General features: G+C 49.3%; 16 protein-coding genes. 7 read left to right on the top strand and 9 right to left on the bottom strand.

The features are described 5' to 3' along the window. From ACOOGA_RS09645 to ACOOGA_RS09630, 4 genes are read right to left on the bottom strand one after another with little or no spacing between them, the layout of a single operon-like run. A complete protein-coding gene (locus tag ACOOGA_RS09645; RefSeq protein WP_417459355.1) occupies positions 1–1,512 on the bottom strand; it encodes a fucose isomerase in 1,512 nt (503 codons plus the stop codon). 2 nt (positions 1,513–1,514) lie between these two features. After that, entirely contained in the window at positions 1,515–2,594 is a 1,080-nt protein-coding gene (locus tag ACOOGA_RS09640) for a glycoside hydrolase family 172 protein (RefSeq protein ID WP_420428530.1), read from the bottom strand. A gap of 4 nt (positions 2,595–2,598) precedes the next feature. After that, positions 2,599–4,866, bottom strand: a complete 2,268-nt coding sequence (locus ACOOGA_RS09635) for a M20/M25/M40 family metallo-hydrolase (protein ID WP_417459357.1) — start codon at positions 4,864–4,866, stop codon at positions 2,599–2,601. 3 nt (positions 4,867–4,869) lie between these two features. Then, positions 4,870–6,330, bottom strand: coding sequence for a M81 family metallopeptidase (locus ACOOGA_RS09630; protein WP_420428528.1), 1,461 nt, complete (start codon positions 6,328–6,330; stop codon positions 4,870–4,872). A 228-nt stretch (positions 6,331–6,558) separates the two neighbouring features. Here ACOOGA_RS09630 and ACOOGA_RS09625 point away from each other — a divergent pair, with 228 nt between their 5' ends. After that, on the top strand, positions 6,559–7,833 hold the full coding sequence (locus ACOOGA_RS09625; RefSeq protein ID WP_420428526.1) for an FAD-dependent oxidoreductase: 1,275 nt from the start codon (positions 6,559–6,561) through the stop codon (positions 7,831–7,833). Between the two features lie 14 nt (positions 7,834–7,847). Here the strand turns inward: ACOOGA_RS09625 and ACOOGA_RS09620 are convergent, their stop codons facing one another. Further along, on the bottom strand, positions 7,848–8,471 hold the full coding sequence (locus ACOOGA_RS09620; RefSeq protein WP_417459360.1) for a helix-turn-helix domain-containing protein: 624 nt from the start codon (positions 8,469–8,471) through the stop codon (positions 7,848–7,850). A 273-nt stretch (positions 8,472–8,744) separates the two neighbouring features. Here ACOOGA_RS09620 and ACOOGA_RS09615 point away from each other — a divergent pair, with 273 nt between their 5' ends. From ACOOGA_RS09615 to qatD, 5 genes are all read left to right on the top strand, one after another. Then, on the top strand, positions 8,745–10,292 hold the full coding sequence (locus ACOOGA_RS09615) for a sulfatase family protein (RefSeq protein WP_420428524.1): 1,548 nt from the start codon (positions 8,745–8,747) through the stop codon (positions 10,290–10,292). Between the two features lie 807 nt (positions 10,293–11,099). Next, positions 11,100–12,920 (top strand): KAP family P-loop NTPase fold protein, encoded by a 1,821-nt coding sequence (locus ACOOGA_RS09610; protein WP_420428522.1) that lies wholly within the window; start codon positions 11,100–11,102, stop codon positions 12,918–12,920. Between the two features lie 239 nt (positions 12,921–13,159). Then, the gene (locus tag ACOOGA_RS09605) at positions 13,160–13,684 is read left to right on the top strand and encodes a hypothetical protein (protein WP_420430601.1); all 525 of its coding nucleotides are present in this window, start codon (positions 13,160–13,162) and stop codon (positions 13,682–13,684) included. Then, on the top strand, positions 13,674–14,990 hold the full coding sequence (gene qatC / locus ACOOGA_RS09600) for a Qat anti-phage system QueC-like protein QatC (protein WP_420430599.1): 1,317 nt from the start codon (positions 13,674–13,676) through the stop codon (positions 14,988–14,990). Before ACOOGA_RS09605 ends, qatC begins: the two co-directional genes overlap by 11 nt. Further along, complete coding sequence (qatD, locus tag ACOOGA_RS09595; protein ID WP_420430597.1) at positions 14,969–15,712, top strand: Qat anti-phage system TatD family nuclease QatD; 744 nt, start codon at positions 14,969–14,971, stop codon at positions 15,710–15,712. Before qatC ends, qatD begins: the two co-directional genes overlap by 22 nt. A gap of 208 nt (positions 15,713–15,920) precedes the next feature. On the opposite strand, the gene ACOOGA_RS09590 is transcribed toward qatD, so the two are convergent. From ACOOGA_RS09590 to ACOOGA_RS09575, 4 genes are all read right to left on the bottom strand, one after another. Beyond that, entirely contained in the window at positions 15,921–18,602 is a 2,682-nt protein-coding gene (locus ACOOGA_RS09590; protein WP_420430595.1) for a TrlF family AAA-like ATPase, read from the bottom strand. A gap of 258 nt (positions 18,603–18,860) precedes the next feature. Beyond that, positions 18,861–20,726 carry a CocE/NonD family hydrolase gene (locus tag ACOOGA_RS09585; protein ID WP_420430593.1) on the bottom strand — a complete coding sequence of 622 codons (1,866 nt, stop codon included), beginning with the start codon at positions 20,724–20,726 and terminating at the stop codon, positions 18,861–18,863. A gap of 2 nt (positions 20,727–20,728) precedes the next feature. Further along, the gene (locus ACOOGA_RS09580; protein ID WP_420430591.1) at positions 20,729–22,513 is read right to left on the bottom strand and encodes a CocE/NonD family hydrolase; all 1,785 of its coding nucleotides are present in this window, start codon (positions 22,511–22,513) and stop codon (positions 20,729–20,731) included. Positions 22,514–22,656: 143 nt separating this feature from the next. Next, entirely contained in the window at positions 22,657–23,238 is a 582-nt protein-coding gene (locus ACOOGA_RS09575) for a TetR/AcrR family transcriptional regulator (RefSeq protein WP_420430589.1), read from the bottom strand. 566 nt (positions 23,239–23,804) lie between these two features. Here ACOOGA_RS09575 and ACOOGA_RS09570 point away from each other — a divergent pair. Then, positions 23,805–24,467 carry an ATP-binding protein gene (locus ACOOGA_RS09570; RefSeq protein WP_420430587.1) on the top strand — a complete coding sequence of 221 codons (663 nt, stop codon included), beginning with the start codon at positions 23,805–23,807 and terminating at the stop codon, positions 24,465–24,467. Positions 24,468–24,515 lie beyond the last annotated feature (48 nt).

The following is a 24,515-nucleotide window of genomic DNA, read 5'->3' as shown; positions in this document are numbered from 1 at the left end:
TTAGGCTCTCAAATCTTTCATAATGCGGATTTTGAAGCCCATGACTTTTGAGAGGGCGAGCATTTCTTCAAAGATATCGCCATACACAACAGCAATATGGTTGCTCATATAATGGGCCATCAGGGTATCTCGGCCTATACCAAGGTCAGCTGCCATAAATGGCCATTCGCGAGTGGTTCCGTTCCACCAGCTGTCCCGAACGCTTGCTGGAAGCTCCACAACTTCTCCGCAGCCAAGGTCCATCCATAGTTCACCGTCCTGAACATAGGAGCGCGCCCAAGTAATATCGCCAGCCTTGCTTTCCCCCGCAAAGGTACCGCCCGGAATGGGAAAATAAGCGGCAGGTTGGCGGTAGCTGTGTACGCCTTTCAATGTGTCAGGGTCCTGATTGAAAGCATAAGCGCCACTGGACCCTGAGTTTAAAAGAACCCAAAGGAAGCGTCCATCGTGCTCGGCGCCCCAACGAATATCATGGAAGAACACTGCTTGGTGCAGCCCTTTTACCTTTAAAAGACGCTTCATCATCTCTTGTGGAATAAGGTTTCCTTGGTCTGCTTCGGTGGCGTCTGTATAGGTATCGCCATTGCTTTCCGGGCGGCATGTAGAGTTAAGAAGGCCTTCCGCAAAGTCAGAGGGGGCTCGCGATCCAATCAGGCCAAGCTGATACTGCCAGCCCACACAGTCGGCTTCAAATTCGGCGAGCAGATCAAGCACTACAAAATAATCGCGGAGCTGCTCTTTTGTAGCCTCAGGCCCAAAATCACCGCCATAATGGAAAGTGACTCCCTTATCACAGACAAATTTATAAGCCTCTTCAATTCGATTTTGCCTAATGGATTTGCCGCGTTCAATGATCCAAGCTTGGTCCACTTTATGCTCGCTAAACCCTATTTTCGAGAGGAAGCGGGACCCAAAATACCCATTGGTCATGCCCATGGACGTGTCGCCAAGCATAAGAGCCAAGGGGCGGCGTGCTTTAAACTCGGCAAGTACTTTATCTGCAGTCGCCGCGGCAGGAGCAGAAACTGGAGCATTATATGTTAGAGCACTCGTGTCATAGCGGATACCACCTGTGTCACACCATTCTTTCAAGCTATCCATGAAGGTTTCGTCAGATGTCCAGTCCTTCGCATCAGTCCAGATGCGGCTGGATTTACGGGCCACCATTTCAAGGCAAGCAGCTGTGTTCAGAAGGCCGACAAGACCGGGCCATGTGCCATCAAAGTTGCTGGCGAGAAGAAGGGGGCTATCTTTTCCAACCACCCCATCTGTGGTGTGAGGGCCGTAAACCCAGTGACTGTAGACGCCAATTAGCGGGTCATCAATTGGACCCAAGGTTGAGATAGCTTCATTTGGTTTACTGAGAATGCCACCTGTCCGCTTATGCTTACGCCCAAGTTTGTTGAGGGCTTTTTCAAGCTGTACCGTGGTTGCTTCGACCATCGGCATTGCCATATCATTTGGGACTTTCCGGTAATCCCCGGGCCAATAGATATGAATTGTATCAGACATGATTATACAAGCTCCAAGGTTGGCTCCGGCAAATCTGCCATGCGCTCTTCAACAGACGGAATAGGGGGGAGTGGTTGGCTCGGGACTGGTTCATACCAGAAGGCGGTGACTGACCAGTCGTCTTCCCGCTCATACAGTTCTTTTTTATAGTCATCGATGATACGAGCATTGCCGGTTGGGTTGTGCCCGATTTGTTGGATAGTGGCACGAATCTCGGTCTCCCAGACGATCGGGTCCGGGATATGCCAGCGGTACATGGACACCAGGCCAGTGTCTGAAACATGGTCTTTTTCACGCCAGTTGGCACCCAGGTAACGGAAGGCATTTTGCTGGATGCCCCATGAAAGGCCCACATAATCTTCAGCACCGGTGCCCGCGAGGGTTGGGAAGTCTGTGTCGCCGTCAATATAGGCTTTAAACTCACCTTCGCCCCACCATAGCGGGCCAAGGGGGCGCACACCGAAAACAGCACCCAGATATCTGCCGGGATTACCGCTGCGGTTCAGAATTTCGAGGTCTTTGGTTTTGGTAGTTGGGTTTTCGCGGCGGAAGGACACATGGAGGCGTCCAGTGTTTTTGTCCAGTTTGTCCCCAAGGGTGTAATCAATCTGGTAAAACAGAGGCATGCGAACCTCTGTTTCATTAATGATTTCTATTTTTGCCCGCTTCAGGAATGGCATTTGAAGCCAAATGTTCATGCCATTTTTTTCACCGACAGAGTGCACGGCAGTTTCAAATGGTGGTGTCTGACCGTGGGCAAACCCAAAGAAGTCACAGATGGGAGCTTCAATGGATGGATGTTCCTGATCATCCCAGTAAAACCGAAGAATAATGCCGCGTAAAAGGGCAAGCTTCGGGTGCGTTGTTAGCCAGATATGGCGTATGATACCGATGCCCTCAATGTCTGCTAAAGTAATGGTCTCGCCGGGATGCAAATGCCTTGCGGGGTCGCCCTTGCGGCCAATACCCAGTGGGCTAGCAGCTCTGGCCCCGCTACCAACTGCGCCAGTTGGATTTTCAAAGGAAATAGACCGGGAAACAATCCCTGTGCTCAGGGTGTACATATCATCTAGCTCAGACATCGAGTCACTCTCCAATACGAATGGTGCGGCTGACCACACTGTGATCGCCAAAATGCATAGGGGCTGTGTCTTCAGGGCGAAGATCAGCCAAAAGTTTTGCTTCTCCTTCAAGAGAGAGGGGAGTCATGTCAAAAATCCGGACTTCAACCGGCGATCCTGCAACCGCTGTAATGCGAAGGTGCAAGCCTGCAGGGTCGCTGCCCATAAAGAGCGCATGGGCTGCAGGGGCCGGATCCTTAAGGACAAGTTGGCTATCAGCTTCCAGGGATATGAGTTGCGTATCCGGGTGGAAGCCAATACCCGACAACATGGCCTGAGTGCTATAGTGCGCAGTTACATCAATCACTCGTATCTCACCTTCCGTTATATCACTATTCACGGTGAGTGTCGGTGCTTCGATACCAAGGTTTTTAGCGGGTTTCAGGTAGCCGGTATCGGCCATATAGCCCATGTTTTCCAGATGTTGTTTTTCAATGCTAAAGCCTGAGGTCGATAGATATGCCTTGTCTTCCGGGCCGAACGTAAACAGCTGCCAGTTGTAGGTTTCTGTTGTTACATCTGCGCGGTAAACGATGTTGGTGCTGCGAGGGCGCTCTGGCGTGAAGGCTGGAACGCTGGCGCCAATGGCTGTCGCAACAATTGTGGTGGATATAAAGGCAATAAGTAAACCTTTGTCATCGTCTGACTTTCGCCACTCCAGGAACAACGGAAGCACCGCGAGTGTGAGGGGAAGCAATGCGATCATTTTAAGGTGGCTGAGGTGGAAATTGAAGACCACTTCGAGCAGGATAAAGTGATAAAACGCCATGTATGCAGCGAGGCCTGCGCCCACATAAGAGGCAATTTTCAGTGCATATTGCGGTTTCCCAAAATGACAAACTACTGCCGTTATGGATGCAACCAGTACAGGGAGTAGAAAGATATATGAGGCACCCGTAACTGTCAGGCTAAGGGCGATGGCTATGATAGCAAATAGCCACCAAACCACTTGAAACAGGCTTGAAGTATTGAGGTGCTTGGCAAACAGTCTGATACTCAGGGCTGGGATTAGCAGGGATGCCAGAATCAGTGCAATCCGACCGGGCCATGGGTATGGATGATCCAGAGGGTGTAGGTCACCCCAATTGCCGAGCGGAAATGCAAGTAACCAACCTGCGATGACGAGCGCGACAATAGTTAAAACAACAGAGAGCAATGCCCATGCCGTTTTCTTCCAAGAGGATTTTACATTAATCGCCATTACGACAAGCCCAGCAGCCGCAATGCACACAAGCCAGATATTTAGCGATGCAGGCCACATGAGCACAAAGAGGCCAAAAACATCAATATAGGTTGCATCCTCATCGGTCTGGAGGGTGCTGAGGTCCTGATCTCCAAAGTAGCGAATAGCAGCGAGCATATTATCGCCATGATGCTGAAGGCTGGATTTGCTCAGATGAGCAATAGTGTCAAGCGGTGAGTGGTAAAGTGAAACACCGCGAGAAAAAGCAAAATTGAGAGCTGGCAGACCTCGCTCGCCGAATACCATCAGGTCAGTACCATTGGGCATACGTTTATACACTTCTACAATTAGGCTTGTGCCAACTGGTCGCGGCGTTTCACTTGCGAAGCCCTTAACTTGTGTGAAATTATTGGGGCCAGTTTCAAACATGACGCTGGGACCGGCAACACCGCGTGCCTCCATATTCAGGATCATCCCAACACGTTCCATTAAGGGGTGTTTTTGGTTAAAGGCCATAGCCCCACGAAGGCCACTTTCTTCTGCATCGGAGAAGAGGAATATGACATCATTTTTAAGCGGATCAGATTCTCTAAGGTTATTAATAACTTCGAGAAGGGTGGCAACGCCGGCTCCGTCATCTGCAGCGCCGCCAGCGGCAGGTGCGCTGTCATAGTGCGCCATCGCCATAAGGGCAGGTTTCTCGGAGTTGGTGCCAGGTAGGACTACAATCACATTCTCAAGGTAAGAGCAGCCCGGTGCGAGAGTGGAGCACTGGAAGTCAGTTTGAACTTCTGGGGTAAAGCCTAGGTGTTCTAGCGTACTGACCAGTCTTGATCGCAGCAATTTGTTGGCGTCACTGCCTGCTGGATGTGCAGTTATCCCTTCCAGCAGTGCAGACAGGCCTGAGAATGCGCGCTCAGCAGAAAACTCATTCATAGGCGTGGTGGCTGGTTTAAGAGGCGGTCCTTCTGTGAGGATGCGCATGCTCCAAAGCATAATTACAAGAAAGAATACCGTGAGAATTGGGCCTTTGATATAAGAACGCGCCACGGCTTATAGCTCCACAGAGTCAAGCGGCCAGATGGGGCGCGAAATATGCTTATAAGGCCGTATTGTTGGGTCTTCGTTCAGAGTACCTGGGGAGTCGACAAATAGCACTTCGGCTGCTTTGTCCGCAAAGCCAGCATGGAAATGGAAGGATGATTTTACTACTACCAGACGCTTTGACCATGGATCAGTGCCTGCCGATAAAAATGCCTCTGGCCTGAAAGGTTGCTGGCGAATTTCATTCAGGACAATTTCAATACCCTGTGTCTCAACAATAGCTGTTCTGCCAAGGCGGCAGCGGGTGCCGTCAGAAACATGAGGCTGGAAGGCATCCTCTCTGAGCTCTTTTACTGTAACATCGAGGTCCAGAGGGTTTCCGGAAAAAGGCGCAAATCTGCCGCCTATCCGCATGTTGATTTGTGCGCCTACGCCCGCTGAAAATGCCTGCGTTACACCAGCAGGGTCCCAGAACAGGCCGATGAGGGCATCTTGCATACCGCATTCTAGTAGAGCTTCGAGAATGAACGTGGAATCAGAACCGGCGCCACCCCCGGGGTTGTCAGCCATATCAGCGGCTATAATAGTACCTTCTTTAGCTGTTTTTAGTACTTCGACTAAGCCTTGTGGGCTGAGTGTTTTTGTTAGTGCTTGTTCGCGGAACGCAAAGAATTCTCGTCCGAATTTCTCAGCGAGTGTGTCACCCTTGGCTTTGTTGTTATCAGTGACAACCATCATGGAGGCCCCGGTGTCTTTAAAATCGGCCCAAGGAAATCCGTGTGCCAGACTAACCGCCAGAACATCTTGTTCCTGTTCCGCAGCCATCATGGCATCAACAAACCCTCTCATGGGGGGGCGGGTTGTGTGAAACAGCCCCAGCGTGGGAATTTTAAAGAAGCTGGTAACGGGTTTCACCTGACCTTTTGCTGCAGCTTCAATGAGATTGTAGAGTTCATGAGCCCGATCAGCAAAATCGGTATGCGGATATTCTTTGCAGGGGATAAGGGCTGTAGAATTTTCCAGCATGGCCTCTGTAATATTGCAGTGGAGGTCAAGAAGTACTCCAATAGGAACATCTGAGCCGACGATTGAGCGGATATGTTTCAGAATATCACCTTCACAGTCATCATAGCCTTCTGCCATCATTGCTCCGTGCATCATCATAACGATCAGGTCCACAGGACCGGCTGCTTTCAACTCATCTAAAATTGTGTCTTTTAGATACTCATAATCTTTGCGATTGCATGGAGCGCTAGGCTGCGCAAGTGCACAGGTTCCGACAATGGCAGTATGCCCTCGTTGCTGCGCCTCATTATAAAAATCTACAGCACCTTTAAGAGCAGCTAGATGCTCCTTGGGGTCACCCATTGATGGTCTATATAGTCCAATTTCTTCAAAACTGCTTAAGTCTGTCAGAATGGGCGAAAAGCTGTTTGATTCATGCGCAAAAAAAGCAACAAAACAACGCATGGAATATCGTCTCCCTTGAAATATTTATACCTCTGCATCGGCATAATTTTTGAAACTTGTTATTTTTCAAAAAGTTATAGAGGCAAAGCCGCTTACTTCCCTGTCGAAGTTGTAGACCCTAGCACAATTGAAATAATTTTCACATATGATAATTATTTCAATTGCAGAAAAATTGTGAAAATTCTAGATTGAGTTAAATCGTAATTAAAAATGAATGCGGACTAGAACATGAAAGTAGCAGTAGTTGGCGGTGGGGTCATTGGTGTGACCACTGCGTATGAGGTGTTAAATGCCGGGCACGACGTCACGCTTATAGAGGCAGATGCAGATGTAGGTCTCGCAACCAGTTTCGCGAATGGCGGCCTTCTAACGCCGAGTATGTCTGATCCTTGGAACTCTCCTGGAGTGTGGCGTGATTTGCTACGATATCTGGGTCGTTCAGATGCGCCCATGCTCTTGAGGGCAAAAGCTCTGCCATCCATATTCGGTTGGGGAATTCAGTTTTTGCACTATTCACAAGATGTCTTTTTTAATGAAGCCCTGCGAACCAACACTGAGCTGTCGCTCCTTAGTATTGAGGCTATTCAGGACATCGCAAAAGTTGAGAGGCTTGCTTTTGACAAAAATGAAAAAGGTGTCTTGAAAATTTACCGGAATGAAACCGCGTTACAGAGTGGCTTAAAAAAAATGGATCGTGTCGCCGACCTTGGTGTTGCGACCTGCATGCTGACAAAGGATGAGCTAGTTCAAAAGGAACCATCTCTGACGCCAATTGCAGGGGATTTAGCGGGAGCGCTCTATTTCCCTAATGATATGTCAGGTGATGCGGCTGCTTTTACGAAAGGTTTAGCTGCCAAGTTTGTGGAACAGGGTGGCACGCTGAAATGCGGACAGACGGTGCAGTCTCTGGTTGTTTCCAAACAGCGAATTGAAGGGATTATAACGGCAGAAGAAACATTGGCAGTGGATAGCGTTGTGTTAAGTGCTGGAGCTTGGACAAGAAACCTCTTGGCGCCCTTATGGTCAGGTTTGCCAGTAAGACCCGTGAAGGGGTATTCTATTACGTTTGATTCTAAAGATATTGCATCAGATTGCATTCCGCAAATTCCGATCGTTGATGACGATCTACATGCAGCTATCACGCCACTTGGATCTCGGCTCAGGGTCGCGGGTACGGCTGAGTTCACAGGTTTTGATGACAGGCTAACAAAAGCGCGGCTACTGAATTTGCAGCAGCTTCTGTCGGCAGTTTTTCCCGAGGCTTCAAAAACTCTGCTGGGAAGAGAGCGTGGGAATTGGTGTGGCTTCCGGCCCGCAAGCGCTGACGGTAAGCCATATGTTGGTGAGACACCTATTGAGGGACTGTTTTTGAATACAGGACACGGTCCGTTTGGATGGACCATGGCTGCGGGATCAGCACGGCTCTTGATGCAGTTAATGACCGGGAAGCAAACCGACAAGATCTCTGAGAAGATAAGCCCACTCAGAGCATGGCGGCCATAGGATTGTAGGGGGGCTTAACTTGTTGCTATGTTGGTCATGACGTTTAGGATACGAGCGGATTTTCCGCCAATGGCGCGCACATTATGACCCATTGTTGAGTCGATATATATGCTCTCACCTGTCTCCAGAACGGTAGGCTCATAAAACTCAGTTAAGACCTCAATAATGCCCTCTAGTACGTAAATATATTCCTCGCCTTGGTGTCTAATCAGTTCTGGCTCGGACCCTGCTTGAACAGTCATGATGCTAGGTGCCAGTTTTCGATTGCGAAAGTCGCTGGCATGGTGCTCATATATCGTTTGTTTGGTCTCAACCACATGTGCCTCTCCCTTTTTGGTGATGCTTCGGCGCCCGGTGACCACTGGCACGCTTTGGAGCGACGCCTCGGATGGTGTGACAAGTTGCATGACATCGAGCCCAAGGGCATTGCACACTTTCATTAGTTTTTGGATGTTCAGCGACATTAAGCCGTTTTCTACCTTTGACAATGTGGAAACGGGAATATCGGACAAGTCCCCGAGTTTCTTCAAGGTCAGCTTTGCCTGTTTCCGTTTCTTGCGAAGGCGGCTTCCCAGACTTTCTGCGGATGCGGTTGGTACAATTGGCGGGTCAAAAGCGGTTGATGCGGTTTCAGTCAAAATATATCCCGTGGTTTATCAATGCCTGCACTAGCTCATATTATTTCAATCATAAGAGAAAAAATCATCTATGAAAATATGAGAATTTTTATCTGCACTAAAAAGTGGACGCTTATATACCCAAGGTGGCATTAAAAGTGTTTTTAAATAATAAGTTATGCTGCGCATGAGGTCTTTCAATGGATAAGGAAGTATTTCTCATTAGAAAAATATTGATATAATTTCTCAAATATGAAAAATATAATCGTCCACGTGATACAAGGGGAGTTATTCATGCGACGGGTGTTGGTCCGTATTTTCTTGCCGTTACGCATTTTAATAGTCCTGCTATCTACTGCCGTTGTAAATGCAGGCTCTTCTGTTTCTGCAGCGCCAGGTCTTCCCAATATTATCATTATAAATGTGGACGACCTCGGATACGGTGATGTTGGGGCATACGGTGCTGAGAAAATATTGACGCCAAATATTGATAAGCTTGCCAGTGATGGGATGCGTTTTACGGATGCCCACGCAGCATCGGCTGTATGCTCGCCGTCGCGCTATGCACTCTTGACGGGAGAGTACCCGGCCCGGATCAATTTTTGGTTGCCCGTTTTCGCAAAAACGCCTCTGATGGTTGATGAGGCAAAGACCACGGTCGCGAGCATGTTGAAGGAAAGCGGCTATTCAACAGCAATTGTTGGAAAGTGGCATTTAGGGTTTGGCCATGAAGAACCAGTTGATTGGAATAAGGCATTAAAGCCAGGGCCATTGGAGCTAGGTTTTGACTATTATTTCGGGGTCCCTGTCCTAAATAGTCATCCGCCTTTTGTATTTGTTGAAAATCACTATGTTGTGGGCCTTACAGAGGATGATCCGCTTGTTTATGGGGAAAAGGCTGTTACTCGTGAGTTTGATGAGAAATTTGATTATAATGTTATTGGTGGAGGCGAAGCTGCTCACGCACTATATGAGGACCGGAAAGTAGGAACCCTCCTAACAGAGAAAGCGATTGACTGGGTTGAAAGCCATAAGTCAGAGCCCTTCTTTCTCTATTTTGCGACAACGAATATCCATCACCCCTTCACCCCTTCACCAAGGTTTATTGGCACGAGTCCCGCTGGTTCATACGGTGATTTTGTCCATGAATTGGACTGGATGATTGGAGAGCTTTTGGCTGCTGTTGAGAAGGCTGGAGTGACAGAGAATACGCTGATCTTTTTCATTAGTGATAATGGAGCCATGTTCAACCGAGGAGGACAAACAGCTTGGGAAACGGGACACCATGTGAATGGCGACTTGTTAGGTATGAAGTTTGGTGCCTGGGAAGGGGGGCATCGAGTGCCCTTTTTCGCAAAATGGCCGGGTCATATCCCAGTGGGAACAGTATCTTCAGGCTTGGTGTCAAATGTGGATTTCTTGGCCACACTTGCTGACATTGTTGGAAGCAAGCTCACTCCAGAGCAAGGGCCTGACAGTGTCAGCTTTCTTCCTATTTTGATACAGGAAGAAAAAGGCTCCATCCGGGAATCGTTGATTATAAGTCCCGCCTCTAAGAATCACTTGTCGATTAGAAAAGGTCGCTGGATGTATATTTCGGGGCAAGGCGAGGGCGGCTTTAGCGGCAAACACTTGGGCCAACATGACTTTGCTGGGCCAGCAGCGCTGAAGTTCACGGGTCAGGTTAATAGCGATATTGAGGATGGTAAGGTTAAAGCGGATGCACCTAAAGCTCAGCTTTATGATTTGGACGCCGACCCAGAGGAAAAAGTGAATGTTATCAAACAATATCCAGATGTTGCCAAAGAACTTCAAACCTTGCTTGAGAAGACAATGCAATAACGGCACAGATATACCGTAGATAGAGGAACAATAAAGTTAGTTCAGATTCTAACTTCTCCGTCGATAAAGTCGGTTCGAAAACAGCTTAACCAAAGTCTAGGGCGACGTGCTCCCCTGAAATGTGGCCATTCTCTGCTGGGGGCCGGCTTAACTTTTGAGCTGCTCCCCGTCTTTAGACCACCCGGCTGGAGGATTTTCCGGGTTGTGGTTCAGAGGGGCAATTGCTCCTCTGAACCGGAAAGCGCCGCAATCGGCGGTTTGTTGCCGCAGCCATGAACCACTCCGCATTCAATCTACCAAACGCTCTTGGCGCATGGGCCGGCGGTTGGGCGATCAGCGCGGGCTGGGGATTTGCGTCGACTGGCTACGTCGCCGCTGCATTCGGCGCTGTAGGCTTGGTCATTTTCGTGGCGGCTATGTTTTGGGGCAAGAGATCAAGCAACCCTTGAGAGTTCTCCGAAAAGGCCGGGCACCAGAATGGTGTTCGGCTTTTGATTTTGCATATGCCTGTCCGTTATCGGCCAGAAGCGGCCATTCTCATTTGAAGCATCATTGGGCGAAAACTAACTACGCCCCAGAACCTGTAGCACTCATTTTATTGAATATAGCTTTTGCGTACAGCATTCATGCCACGAAACCACTACCTTAGTATTTGGTGCGACTGTCAAAAATGCAATTAAGGGTTAAATTGGTGTTGTTTAATGTTGTATTTTGGAGCGTACCGTATCTATCATCTTTTAGAATTGAAATGATCGCAAAGCTTGCTGGTCGAACACGCTTTTGCCGCTCAATTTAGTCGGGGGGATTATGTGGGCCGATACAGACGTTCGCGTTGACTATCTTAACTTTTCAGAGGTTGCAGATGTAGTTGCGTCTATGATTGCCAATCCCAAGCTTCTTCCCATTTCGGTGGGAGTTTATGGCGGATGGGGTGCGGGCAAGTCTACGGTTTTGGGGTTGGTTGAAGAGAGCCTCAAGACTCAATCCTCAGATAAGTCATATATTGTTGTCAATTTTGATGCTTGGTTGTTTCAAGACTTTGATGATGCTCGTGCGGCGTTGCTCGATGTGCTTACCAAGAAGCTTCTTGAAAGGGCGCCAACTCCTTCACTAAAAGAAAAGGCTCTCCAATTAGTCAAGCGTGTCGATTTTTTTCGTGCGGCAGGATTAATGGCTGACTGGGGCTTGGCAGCAGCTACCGGCACCCCTCCAGGCGTCTTAAGTAAGGTATCGAGCTCAGCGAGGCGTATCTTAGAGGGGGATGGACACGAAGAAGACGCGAACAACTTGCGATTGGGTGTTAGCTCCCTCGTAGATGCCGGCGAAAAGGTTGTCAGGAAGCGCCCGCATGCTGCTCCAACAGAAAGACCACTTAGTCCGGCCGAAGAAATTGAAGCCTTTAGATCTCAGTTTGGTTCATTTTTGGGTGAGCTAGAGGCCCCTCTCGTTATCTTTATCGACAATCTTGATAGATGTTTGCCTAAAAAGGCTATCCAAACCCTTGAAGCTGTTCGGCAGTTCTTGTTTCTTCCATCAACGGCATTTGTTATTGCAGCAGACGAAGAGATGATACGCCATGCGGTTAAAGAGCACTACAAAGACCCTGGCGATAGATTAGTCACCGACTATTTGGACAAGATGGTTCAGGTATCTGTGCGTGTTCCTAGGATTGGTGTCCAGGAGCTTACCGTCTATCTTATGCTGCTCTTTATGGAAGATGCTGGCGTCTCCGACGAAAGGTTCGATGCCTTCCAGACTGCATTACTTGAAAGACTTCAGTCCCTATGGAAAGGGGCAGGGGTTGATAGGAAATTTGCCGAGGAAGCTCTGAAGGTAGCCGAAGACGAAGAGTCTCTTTCAGAAGCCCTAGGGCTTGCGACACGCCTTGCACCCTTGTTGGCACATTCCTCCCGAATTTTAGGAAACCCTAGGATTGTAAAGAGGCTTCTGAACACAATTCGTATACGCAAACAGATAGCCACACAGCGTGGCATGCCAATTGATGAGGCGCTCATAGCAAAGATTGCGATTTTGGAGCGCTGTACCGCCGGGAAAACATTCAGTGCTTTTTGTGGTTTGGTGAATGCAGCGGGTTCCGGAAAGCCTACGGTTTTATCAAAGCTGGAGAAGAACGCTCTGGATGACAAGAAGTTCGAAGGTCTCCTGCCAACAGACTTCAAGGCCGACCAAGAGTTTTTAAAGGAATGGGTTTTGCTCCCGCCCTCTCTTGACGAAATCGACCTAAGGCCTGCGGTGTATCTGAGCCGGGATACAGCTACTATAACAGCGTCAGTCATGGGGCTATCCGTTCAGGGAGAAGCTGCGCTTCGAGGTCTTGCTGAGGTGGCGTCTTTAAGTTCTCCAGCTGCCAAGAAACTTATTTCAGAGTTGCCGTTGGATGAGCTGGAAGTTGTTGCAGAAGAGCTTGTGGGCCTTCTGCGGAAGACGCAGGATTGGGAGTCAAGGCCTCGGCCTCTTAACGGGTTACTACTTTTAGCAGATGAACACGAACCGGCTAGACAGCTTTTAAGGGGCTTTATTGTCAGCCTGCAGCTAAAGGAGCCCCCAAAGTGGCTTGTTGCGCTGACAAATAAGCGGAGTTGGCTTGCGAAAGAGGAGGGGAAATAATGGGAACTTCTTCTTCATCTCGGGGGTCTTCTGACAAGTCACCGCTTCTCCCGCCGTGGGTTGACGACAATGGCCCTAAGCCAAAGCAGCCGGACTCAAAGCAAAGACACCGGGGATTCCGGACAAAATTGGGTCGCTACGTATCTAGCGGAAGCCCTCGGGATTTGCGCGGCGCACTTTGCGGATTTGCCTCTAGTTCTGTAGGCGGTAGCACAACAGGTACTCGCAGATATGCCCCAATGGCAGCTGTGGGTGCAGCAGCGATTGATCTACTTTCGGATATTGCTGAAGGGAAGCCGCGAGGGGATGTTCTGGAATTTGATATCGCCGCTTGTATTGGTGTCGACGTCAATATTGTGATTGATATGTTGGTAGAGGCATTGACGCCCAACAATGGTGACGCGGAAATTATCCGCGCTGCCTTAAACAGTGCTCTCGAAGAAGCGCTGTGTAAGCATCAGGATTTTGATCCCTCTAACATCGACAATTCGGCCCTAATGTCTCTATTTGAGACCTATCTCACGGAGTCTGTTTTTCACTGGATTGTTGTGGAAAGTGATAAGGCATTTCAAAAAACTGACAATGCAGAAGAAGCGATCCGTGCCGAAAATGGCCTGAAGGAGTTGATTAGTGTAGTCGTGGAGGAAGCAGTTGGAGGGCTAGGCTTGGGCGACATGTCTAATCTCCAGGTAGACGCGCTGGACAAACTGCACCGCGATGTTGTGCATGAGGTCCTGGAAGTGTGGGAGGGCTATGATGACTAAACTGATTTGTTCCCACGATGCTTCTCATTTGCCGAAGGTTGGGCCAGATGTTGTTCCAGTTCTACTTTTTCAGAGATCGGATGTTGGCAGCGAGCTAGCTTATATCGGTGATCAACTTCATAGAGAGGTTTTGCGCCTTCCTGCGCTACCGCAGCCGGAGGCAGTTGATTTACTAAGCTTAGCATTGACGGTAATCGCAGGTGACACTTTTGTATTGCGGTCGGATGCTGCTAACCGGTGGCATCGAGAGATTGATGCAAGAGTACACCTTGCGAGGCCATCGTCATGGGCTCAGATCAATCAATCTTTGGAAAAGATGCTTTGCTTTCTTTCTGGTGACCAATGGAGAATCGAATTTGCTGGGGACGGCTATCTGCCCACTGGCAAAAGCCACCTGAGGCCAGACTATAAGGCTGACTGCGCATGTTTGTTTTCTGGAGGACTTGATAGTACGACCGGAGTTATCGACCTTGTAGGAGCGGGAATTAAGCCGCTACTCGTGAGCCAAGCTTATATCGGTGACGCAAGTGTACAAAATGAACTGCTCCATTATGCGAAGTATGATCTGCCCAGATTTGCTGCCAATGTGAATCCTAAGAGGCGTCCACTTGCTGACGGGACCAAGTTTAAATACGAGACCTCTATGAGGGCTAGGAGCTTTCTTTTCCTGGCAATGGGGGTGGTCGCAGCATCGGCGATCTCGAATACAAAAGGCGGGCACATTGTCGATTTAGTTGTGCCAGAGAATGGCTTTATCTCGATTAATCCCCCTTTGACGCCCAGAAGGATTGGCGCTCAAAGTACAAGGACAACACATCCGTACTTCTTGGGATTGTTTCAAGAGCTGCTTGACTCTTTGGGGCTGCCAATAAAGGTCAAAAACCCCTTCTATAATGTTACCAAGGGGGAGATGATGCTGAATTGTGCGGACCAAAAATTGCTATCGAAATTGGCTCCGGCGACACGTTCATGCGGAAAGTGGAAACGTCACTGGCAGCAATGTGGTAAATGCCTTCCCTGTCTGATCCGGAGGGCGTCTTTTGACGCGAGTGGAATAGCAGAAAATGCTGACGCGGCATATCGCTTTCCCAAGCTTTCGGATGCATTAGCATTGGAAAACGATCGGGATGATGTATTGGCAGTAATTCAGGCGATAAAAAAATTTAGTGGAGCCGATGTAAAAGAGTGGGCTAGAAGAAGCGGCCCGCTACCGCATGATCCTGCCGAGAGGGCGGCCCGGGTCGATGTTGTAAGTAACGGATTATCTGAGCTAAGAGACTTCTTGTGCAAGCACGTGCCAATTTAGTTGATATGCATTGCCATCTAGATTTGTACGAAAATGCTTCGGAACAGGTGAAAAAAATTCGGTCATCCGGCAACTTCGTTTTGTCAGTGACAACTACGCCAAAGGCTTGGAATAAAACAAGTGCACTAGCTAGAAATGTGAAGAATATTGAAACCGCTTTAGGTCTGCATCCCCAACTGGCAGGTAGTAGGGCTAGTGAATTATTCCTTTTTGAAGAACTGCTCCCACAAACGCGCTTCGTTGGAGAGATAGGTCTAGATGCCTCCAGGGAATACCGAGATAGCATTGAAGCGCAGAAGTTCGTATTTTCTGAAATCTTGAAATTGTCCGATGCTGGGGGCGGAAAGATTCTTTCTATTCACAGTCGCGAGGCTACAGATCAAGTTTTGGATCACCTTGTTGATTACATGGGCGACAGCACTCCAATCCTGCACTGGTTTAGCGGTACCCAAAAGCAGCTGATGGAGGCAGTGGAATTGGGCTGTTGGTTTTCAGTTGGTCCTGCAATGCTAGCATCAGAAAAAGGGCGCCGACTTGCTGCAATGATGCCTTTAGATAGAATATTGACAGAGACCGACGGACCTTTTGCTAAATGGCAAGAAGTTGAACTGCAGCCGTTGCAGGTAGCACCTGCAATCTCAATCCTATCTCAGCTCCTGCAAAAACCGGAAGTGGAGTTACGGGCCGCAGTGGCGGAGAACTTGACGCTGCTCCTTCGCTAGTTCTCGTAGTTGATTTGCCAAAGAAATCAACAGATTAGCTTGTTGGAATCTCAATGGAGAAAGTTATAGCCAATAACGGACTTGACGGAAGTCGATGGGGGGCAAAAGGATAAGGCAGCATAAGATTTCAAACTATGCCAATCCGTTGTCACACCTGTTAGCGATAGTAGTCAGTGCGATTTTGGTCACAGTTGACGGATTGCATAAATCAATCCTGGAGCCCATATATTGCTTGGCGTTGCTTAAATGCCCGCTCTCCGCCTTCAAGTATCTCGCAACATTGATCTCTGACTTCGCGACGGTCTATTGATCCTCTATCGACGATCCGAGAGCGTTCATGTGTACTGCGGAGAGGTAGGACGAGTTCGGCGTCTCCAAGCACAGCAATGTTCGCATTGTGAGTTACGACGATAACCTGCCGCGTTTCCTTGATCTGCATGAGATTTTTTACGATCGTCTTATAAATAAATTCGCTATCCAGATTGTCTTCTGGTTGATCTATCAAAAGGGGCCGGTCGCTATTGGATTGAATGAGGATAGCAAGAAGAATAGACTGCTGTTGCCCCAATGACAGTTTTGAAATCGGCTTTGTCATGTGGCGTTTACCGCCATCCTCCAAAGCTATCTCTTTGGTTACCTCAAGCTTGGGACGATCTTCAAACTCTAGCGCTTCAAAATCTTTGTAGGCTTCGTTCTCGAGGGCTCGTTCTAATATGTTTGCAATTTCAGAGTCATCGAACACAGGAATGCCGACGTCATCTGTGATCGCTTTTAAACTTGAAAGATCCTTTTTCCGTACCAGCTTGGCGAACTGCAGGGGTGACATTGCGCACGCCAGGGCCTCGGCTTTGCTGACCCGCGATGTTTTCCACCCCATTAATTCTTTGATTTCCTTGTGGAAAGGGGGTGAATAGCATCCTGCATGGAAGCTAGCTTTTACGTGCAATCCATCCACAGCATTGGCAAGGTTTTTATTGATCTCTCGGGCAAATATCGCTCTTGCGCGATAGGTCTCTTTCTTCACCCGAGTCCGCTCCGCGAGCAAATCTCTGCGCGCCAACCGCACTTGCATAAGCGTTTCGGCATCCCGCTCCAAGTGCCTAAGCTGCCGCTCATAATCGCTGATGTCGGTTACAATCTGATTGATTTTAGCGATATCAAACGGGATACCTTCAGCTTCCAACTCCTCTTTTTTCGCGTCCAGTTTTTTCCGAATATCGGCCTCGCAGCCTTTCCATGCTTCAAGTTGAGCACTAATCTCGGCAATCTTAACCTTGAGCGCTTCATTTAGCTGACCTGATTGGCTCGAGACTATTTCAGCAATTTGCTTCACAATAGATTTCACCGCATCAAACTCGGTCTTTCCAACCACGATCCTGGCTCCATCAAACTGAGCAATCTGATCAAAGAGCGAGGTATCAGACAAAGCTTCCTTGTATGTCTTGACAAGCTTATTGAGTTCTTCAATCAACTCGTTGCGCATGGCTCGCTCATTCACTAGCGCTGCGTGGTTTCGTACCAAGTCACCAACTTTGTCATCTTCTAGACGTTTTTGCTTGTCGCGCAGGTTTTTGAGATGCTTTGCTACTTCTGGAATTTGGGCGACCGATAGTCGAAGTTTGGTATTGTCGCTTTGGTTTTCTAGCAACTGGTCGCGTACTCGCCTGTCATCACTTTTAAGCAGGCCAAATTCGATAAAGTCATCGAGAAATCCTAAAAGTGCACGTGGATCTTTGTCGCTATGCTTGATCGTCTCCATTGTCGCGCCTTGGCCATAACACTCTATAGGGACTTGATTTATACCCTCCTTCGGGTCCGTGATGTTTTCCGCACAACTAAAAGCACCTTGGACGAACGTAGTGCGCCCACCGGTTTCATCTTCGTAAGTGAGCGTGATTTTGTCAGGCCAAACCTCACTATCAACCACATCAGCTTCACGGCTATTGCCTGATGCCTCTCGGATAGTTTCAAGAAGGGTAGATTTACCGGTCCCGCGACCACCTATTATACAAGTGAGGTTTTTACTGAGATGAATGTGTTGCTGATCTAGCAAATTGCCTTCGAGCTTGACGGAGACAAAATGCGGTATCCTTGCTGGAATATAGTCTTCTAATCTTACTCGTGAATGGTACTGAGTGAGCGCTATTCGCACTGCGTCAAATGACAACTCATCCACTTTGAAGCGGGTCAATCGCTTCTCACCTGCGGCGTTTTCCCCTAGTTTGCTGAGCATATGCGCGTCGGAATTCATAACTTTTGGAAGGATATGGTCCGACTCCTGCCCCAGTAGCACACGCCTGTCACCCACAAGTTTCAGGCGACTTGCGTTGTCATCTACGTCGGTATAGCGATTGACGGTCTCTTTGTTGCTAATTTCGAGTGCAAGCAGCTGAGGATGGCAGAATACGGCGGACATAACCGGGCTAAACCGCCCCATGGTCTGCTCAAACCCGGACGCAAGTTCGATATGAGCACAAATTCCGAAACCTCCATGCCGGCCTGCTTGGTCAAGACAGATTTCCAAACTGTCTTTGCATCGCTTATGGTCCTCGGAAATGTTTAATTGACCAAAAAAAGTCCGGAGGTGTTTGTACTCGGCAAAATAAACTAGCAAATGACCTTGTGGTGTGCTGAGTTCGACGCCGGGAATGACCAAAATATTGAGGCTATTGACTTGTACATACTCAATCGCGCGACCAACATTGCCGATCTCATTGTGATCAGTAATGCTGATAATATCTAGGTTGTTTGCAATAGCTGACTGCACGATTGCCTCGGGTGTCATCATCTCGTCTTCGACGTCAAACGACCCATGTGGCCCAAAGGAGTGAATGTGTAAATCGGCTCTAACAAATTGTGCGCCTGCTGTTGCGCTCGCCAAGTCAGTCATATCTTTCTCTCACCCCGTGACCTCCAAGCATTACTACAATCTATTATCAAAAATGCAGTAATGGCTCCATGATTTTCATCACCTTTTCTTGGTGGAGAGCAGGCGGAGATGGCGCGTTCTTTATTTATTAGACAGATAAAATAAGAACCTAGAAAGTTCCAAGCCAGTCCTGTGCCCGCGTCTGCTTTGGGGCGATCCGAGACCGACTGCATACTTTGGCGAGATGGCTGACATAAACCAATCTCGCCAATTTTTTGCTTATTCAATCACATCGACCTGAACGTGAGAGGGAAAGTCTCTTGAACGCAGGATTGTGTGCTCCGCCTTCCTGAAATCTTCCGCTTCTGCGTCAAAGATGTTTTCAATGAACTTCTGCGGATTACGATCAAAAAGCGGAAACCAGCTGCTTTGCACCTGTACCATGATCCGGTGGCCCTTCTTGAAGCGATGCTGCCTGAAACGAAGGTCGATATCATATTGTTCGGTCACACCTGGTGTAATTGCTTCCGGTTTCTCCAGCCCGTTTCTGAAGCGTCCACGAAGGATTTCTCCTGACACCATAAGCTGGTAGCCAGCCATTTCCGGTTTCTCTGGATAATCTTCTGGATATACGTCGATAAGCTTGACGACCCAGTCAGCATCACTACCTGTTGTAGCCGCATATAGCCGTGCCAATATCTGGCCTGATATCACGACATCTTCTTCCAGCATGGGAGTTACCCAGCTAAGGACGTCTTCCCGACCCTCAACGAACCGTTGGTCAAGAGTTTGCCATGTAGACCACCCAGGGCCTGAAAACATATTTTCGATGGGCCTCGGACGATAGGGTACAGGGGAAGCGGGATCAGAAACAAACCTGTCGGCAGCACCCGTATTTTCCACTGGAGGTTCAAAGGAAAGTATGCCGTCGTTGTGAAAATAGAGCTTTCGTGTCTGCCTATTTACCGCAGGCCACGTTTCAGCTGTCCGCCACTGGTTGCTGCCGGTTTCAAAAATATGAGCCGTGGACACTTTGCCCTTATTGCCTTTCAGGTGTTCTGCGAACCACGGACGCAGGATTTTCTCGCGGAAATACGCCGAAGTATCACTACCAAAAGCCAACGGGCCAATGGCCGAGCCATCGCCCAACCATCCGCCATGTGTCCAGGGGCCCAGCACCAGATAATTTAGCCCTGACGGGCTGGCTTTCTGCCACGCGTGATACATCGCAAAGGGGCCATAGCCATCCTCCGCATCGTACCACCCGCCAACATTGAAGTTCGCAACCTCAATTTTTGGCAGTTGTTTTAGTACAGCGCGCTTTTGCCAGAATGCGTCATAGTTGGGATGAGCGGAAAACTGATCCCAACTGGTGTCATACTGGGCCAGATAGTTGGGTTTGACATTTTTGAGGGAACCAAGCTCAAGATACCACTCATATGTATCATCTGTACCGAAGTCGAAAACATCGGCACCGGACCCACGTTCCATGAATGTGACATACTCAAAACCGTAGCTCAGATGAAACGCGCCGTTATGAAAGAAATCATCACCGATATAGACGTCAGCGGGCGAGGCTTGCGGGGAAATGGCCTTTAGTGCAGGGTGCGGGTTTGCCGCCGCCATTACGGAAAGCCAAGCCGGATAAGAAACCCCCAGCATGCCAACATTGCCGTTGTTGCCCCCAACATTTTTCACGAGCCAATCTATCGTATCGTATGCGTCCGTGCTTTCATCGATAGCTAGTTCGCCGCCGCCCTCTGCAAGCGGCCGCAACATCTCGAACTTACCTTCCGATTTGTGTCGCCCCCGGATATCCTGAAACACAAAAATATAGCCGTCTTCAGCCAGTTCCTTAAGTGGCCCGGTAAATATTGAGCGACCTGGCACGGCATCAACACTTGAGATTCCATAGGGGGTTCGCCACAAGAGAACAGGAAGGGCCGTCGCCATATGTTTAGGCTTGTAGATCTCTGTATGGAGGCGGATGCCGTCCCTCATGCTGATCTTTGTGGTGAGTTTCTCGAACCCCGCGATAGGGTCGGCGCCCTGAGTATTGTTGTCAGATGCCCAACCCCCAAGAGATAAGGGGATGGACAGAAATATTGCGACGATGATCTGCCGCATGTGTGACATAAAGAACATGATCAATTCCCGCTTTCAAAGCTTGGAACCACAGGCAGGATGAGAGCTGAAGGACGTGTATCGTCGTGATACACGGTCTGCCTTGCAACCTGCCACTCTGTATCCGTCGCAATCGGGTTCCCCGTGTTCTGGTTCGGATTGAACATCGGTGCAGCGCTGCTGGAGATATCTATGCGGATTCTCTCCCCGGCGCGAAAACGATGAGCGATATGGCCTAGCTCAATGGTGTATCGTTCTACTTTGCCAGGTTCCAGAAGCTTGGTTTCTTCATAACCGTGCCGATAACGTGCGCGAATGATACCTGTAGCCTTGGGCCCGAGTACTGCCGCTCTGCCATCGGGGTAAACAACACTCAGCGTTGCAGTGAAATCTGTATCCCGGGCATCCGACGATGCATAAAGATCTACCAATATCGGCCCAACAACATCCAATGGTTCATCAAGAACCGGCGACGTATATACCAATATATCTTCGCGTTTTTGCGTTTCCTGACGGTCAACACCATACATGCCGCCGGAAAGATCAAGCGCCACCGGATTTTTTGGGTCATATTTGTAAGCGTCATTTGCTTGAGACGAGGATTTCTCCCAACTGAGCGCGCCATCTCCGCTCGCCGAATTGGCGCTACCACCACTTGCGAAATAGAGTCTCGTAGGCTCGGCTTCTTCAAGTGGATAGGCGTCAAAACTTTTCCACTTATTGAGGCCCGTCACATAAAGCTGCACCGTGGGCTGGTTAAACTCTGAGCTAGAGCCTTTCAAATAGCGGTCAAAAAAGTCGAGATGTAGTTTTTTGATATCAACTATAGCGTTGTCAGCAAAAGCCACTTCCCCAACCGACGTGCTACCACCCATGAAACTCTGGATATGGGTCCAGGGTCCTATGACCAGATGCTGGTTGTTCGCGGCGTCAGAATGTTCTTGCATGCCTTGCCAGTAATAAAGCGTTCCAGTCTGGTCGCCATCAAACCACCCAGTGATATTCAGGACTGGCAAGTCAATCTGTCGGAAATCATGTTCTGTCAGTTGAATCCGCTGCCAATAGTCGTCCATCGTATCGTTCAGCAGCATCTGGCGGTACAGCGGCATACGCCGACCGAGTGCCTCATCCATGGTAAGGAGGGGGCGATGGCTGTAAATGCTTTCCCAGTCGAGCATCATCGAGTTCGGTCCCTGGCTGATTTTGCCAGACGTGTCGTTGAACCAGTTGAGGGCCCATGCCATCATGAACGCCCCGCCCTGCAAGGGTAGCTCGTTTAGATACTGACCAGCCGGTGATGTTGGCGCAAGACAAGTCAAATGCGGCGGGCGTTCCTTGGCAGCAAGCCATTGCACCGTTCCCCAATATGAAACACCCATCATGCATGTCTTGCCATTGGACCATGGTTGTTCGGCAATGCTTTCGATGGTGTCGAAGCCATCATTTGCTTCTTGAAAGAAAAAATCGAACTTGCCGTCCGAATCCCCGCGGCCACGCACATCCTGAACGACAAAAGCATAGCCATGGTTCACAAAATAGCTGGCCCATTCGGGAAAGTTGATGATTGGCATTGCTTTTATATAGGGGGTTCGCAAAAGGATGACTGGAAACGGGCCTTCACCAGTCGGAAGCCATACATCAGATGATAGCTCCACGCCGTCACGCATGGGGGTCCTGAGGTCAAATATGTGCCGAATTTTCACTGGCCCTTCGGACTGATCTGTGACCTTGGAGGCAGCAGCATGAGATTGGGCGCTCAGAAGCAGGAGCAGTAGCGCACAAACCGTTTTTGAAATCGCATTGTACATGGGGGTTCTCGCTTGTCGGTTACACAACTCAATAAAAGAAAGTATCTGCTTTCTTTTATTGAGTCAATGTAGCGCACGCGCAGAGCAGCTCCCGAAGCACATTGTCAGGCATGTGGTTTAGAGAGAGTTTGATGATGTGGTGGCTACCGGCGCATCTTGCCAAGCTCAGCAAGCACACATGGCAGATAGGATTTTGCAGAGGTCTCTGGGGCAATAACATTGGTAATCCAAAGGCCGCTCATCAGCGTATTCAGTGTTTTCGCGCCAGTAGACACGTCATATGACGGGTCAATTTCGCCGCTCTCCTGCAACGTCTTCATGATTGCCAGTAGCTGTTCTTCCCTCACCAGAACGGCTCGCTTTGTGCGCTCATGCAGTTCTTCATCCCGAAGGCTTATATTGATGAGCTCATAATCAATTCGTGCTAGTTGACACCTGCGTTCGTCGTCAAACTCTACCACCGCATCGCTCATAAATTTATGGAAGGCGTCAAAGTTTGCTATCCCTGACACAATCGAGTCCGAGAGCGTACGATCCACGACCGCCAACATAGCTTCGCGTTTGGTTTTAAAGTGCTTGTAAAAGGCACCCATGCTGATTTTGGCTGCGTCGCAGATGTCCGCGAGGGACATGCCATCAAAACCACGCTCCAGATAGCACTGCAACGTTGCGTCGAGAATGTGTTTCCGACGCTCCTCCATATATTCTGCACTTCGTTTAGGCATACAGTAGTTCCAGTTTTCCTGAGCCATTAAACCTTTGTCGACACGTACATCGTGGGCAAATTATCCAGCACTAACGAGCGTCGCGAAAAAACCTCAGCTAGTATACCGATAAATGCAGGCATTCCCGGATAAAGAATTAATACATGCTAAATGGGGATGAGGAGGAAAGTATTTGACGTGCTCTCTTCATCGAGCGGAACAAGCTACTTACCTCTTCTGACTTAGTGCTCTAATTGCACGCCGAAAGTTAGCTATCAAGTGTTCAGCCCCAACTCTGCAAAGAATGCTGATGATTTAAAGGTGTCTTATCAGGTCCGCTTTGGGTCGAATTCAGCCAAAACATCGCCATGCCACAAAAATATAATGCGGTACCATGCCCACTGATTCAACAGTAACATAGTGCTCACTCTGTCAAGGTAACCGCTACGCGGCGGCCTACGGCCGACCTTGACTGCCGTTGCGCGCAATGTTCCTTGAGTTTTGTGGTTGGGACGGAAGGATGGTTTCGTGGTTTGACAAAAGGATAATCACCAAGGGTTTGGTTTATGCAATCGAATAACCTGTAAGTGACAACTTTTCGTCTAGATAGTAAAATCCCTGAATTTAACCGCTCCGCGCTTGAAGCGCTCCGGCAACCGCTTGAAAGCGGTGAGGTGGCTGTCGCGCGGGTGCAGGCCCATGTCACCTACCCCGCGCGTTTTCAGCTTATTGCTGCCATGAACCCCTGCCGCTGTGGTTATCTGGATGACGCTGGCCTTGCGTGTGCGCGGGCGCCAAGGTGTGCGCTTGATTACCAATCAAAAATCTCCGGCCCGCTCTATGACCGTATCGATCTGCATGTGGATGTGCCCGCTGTGGCGGCGAGCGATTTGAGCCTGCCTGCGCCGCGGGAAAGCTCAGTCGATGTAGCCGCAAGGGTAAGCGCCGCGCGCGCGCTTCAAAAAGCACGGTTCAAGGTGCTGGGCGCACCTGCCCATATGCGGCTGAACGCGCACGCGGATGGCAAGGTTCTGGAAGAAATCGCTGCGCTTGATGCAGCTGGCCGCAGCCTGATGGAACGGGCGGCGGACCGCATGCGTCTCTCCGCACGTGGCTATCACCGGGTGTTGCGTGTCGCGCGCACATTGGCGGACCTTGAGGGGCTCGAGCATATCAACACCGGCCATATCGCTGAGGCGCTGACCTACCGCCGCCTGAGCCCCGCGCTGGCCATGAGTGCAGCAGGTTAGCTGAATATTTATTCCTTATATTTTTCAATAGGTTGAGATAATTTTATT

Origin of the sequence: Kordiimonas sp., from assembly GCF_965216265.1 — a bacterium.
In the GTDB taxonomy this organism is placed as follows: Bacteria; Pseudomonadota; Alphaproteobacteria; order Sphingomonadales; family Kordiimonadaceae; genus Kordiimonas.
The sequence above is the reverse complement of the archived record's forward strand: the minus strand, read 5'-3'. Positions and strand labels throughout refer to the sequence as shown.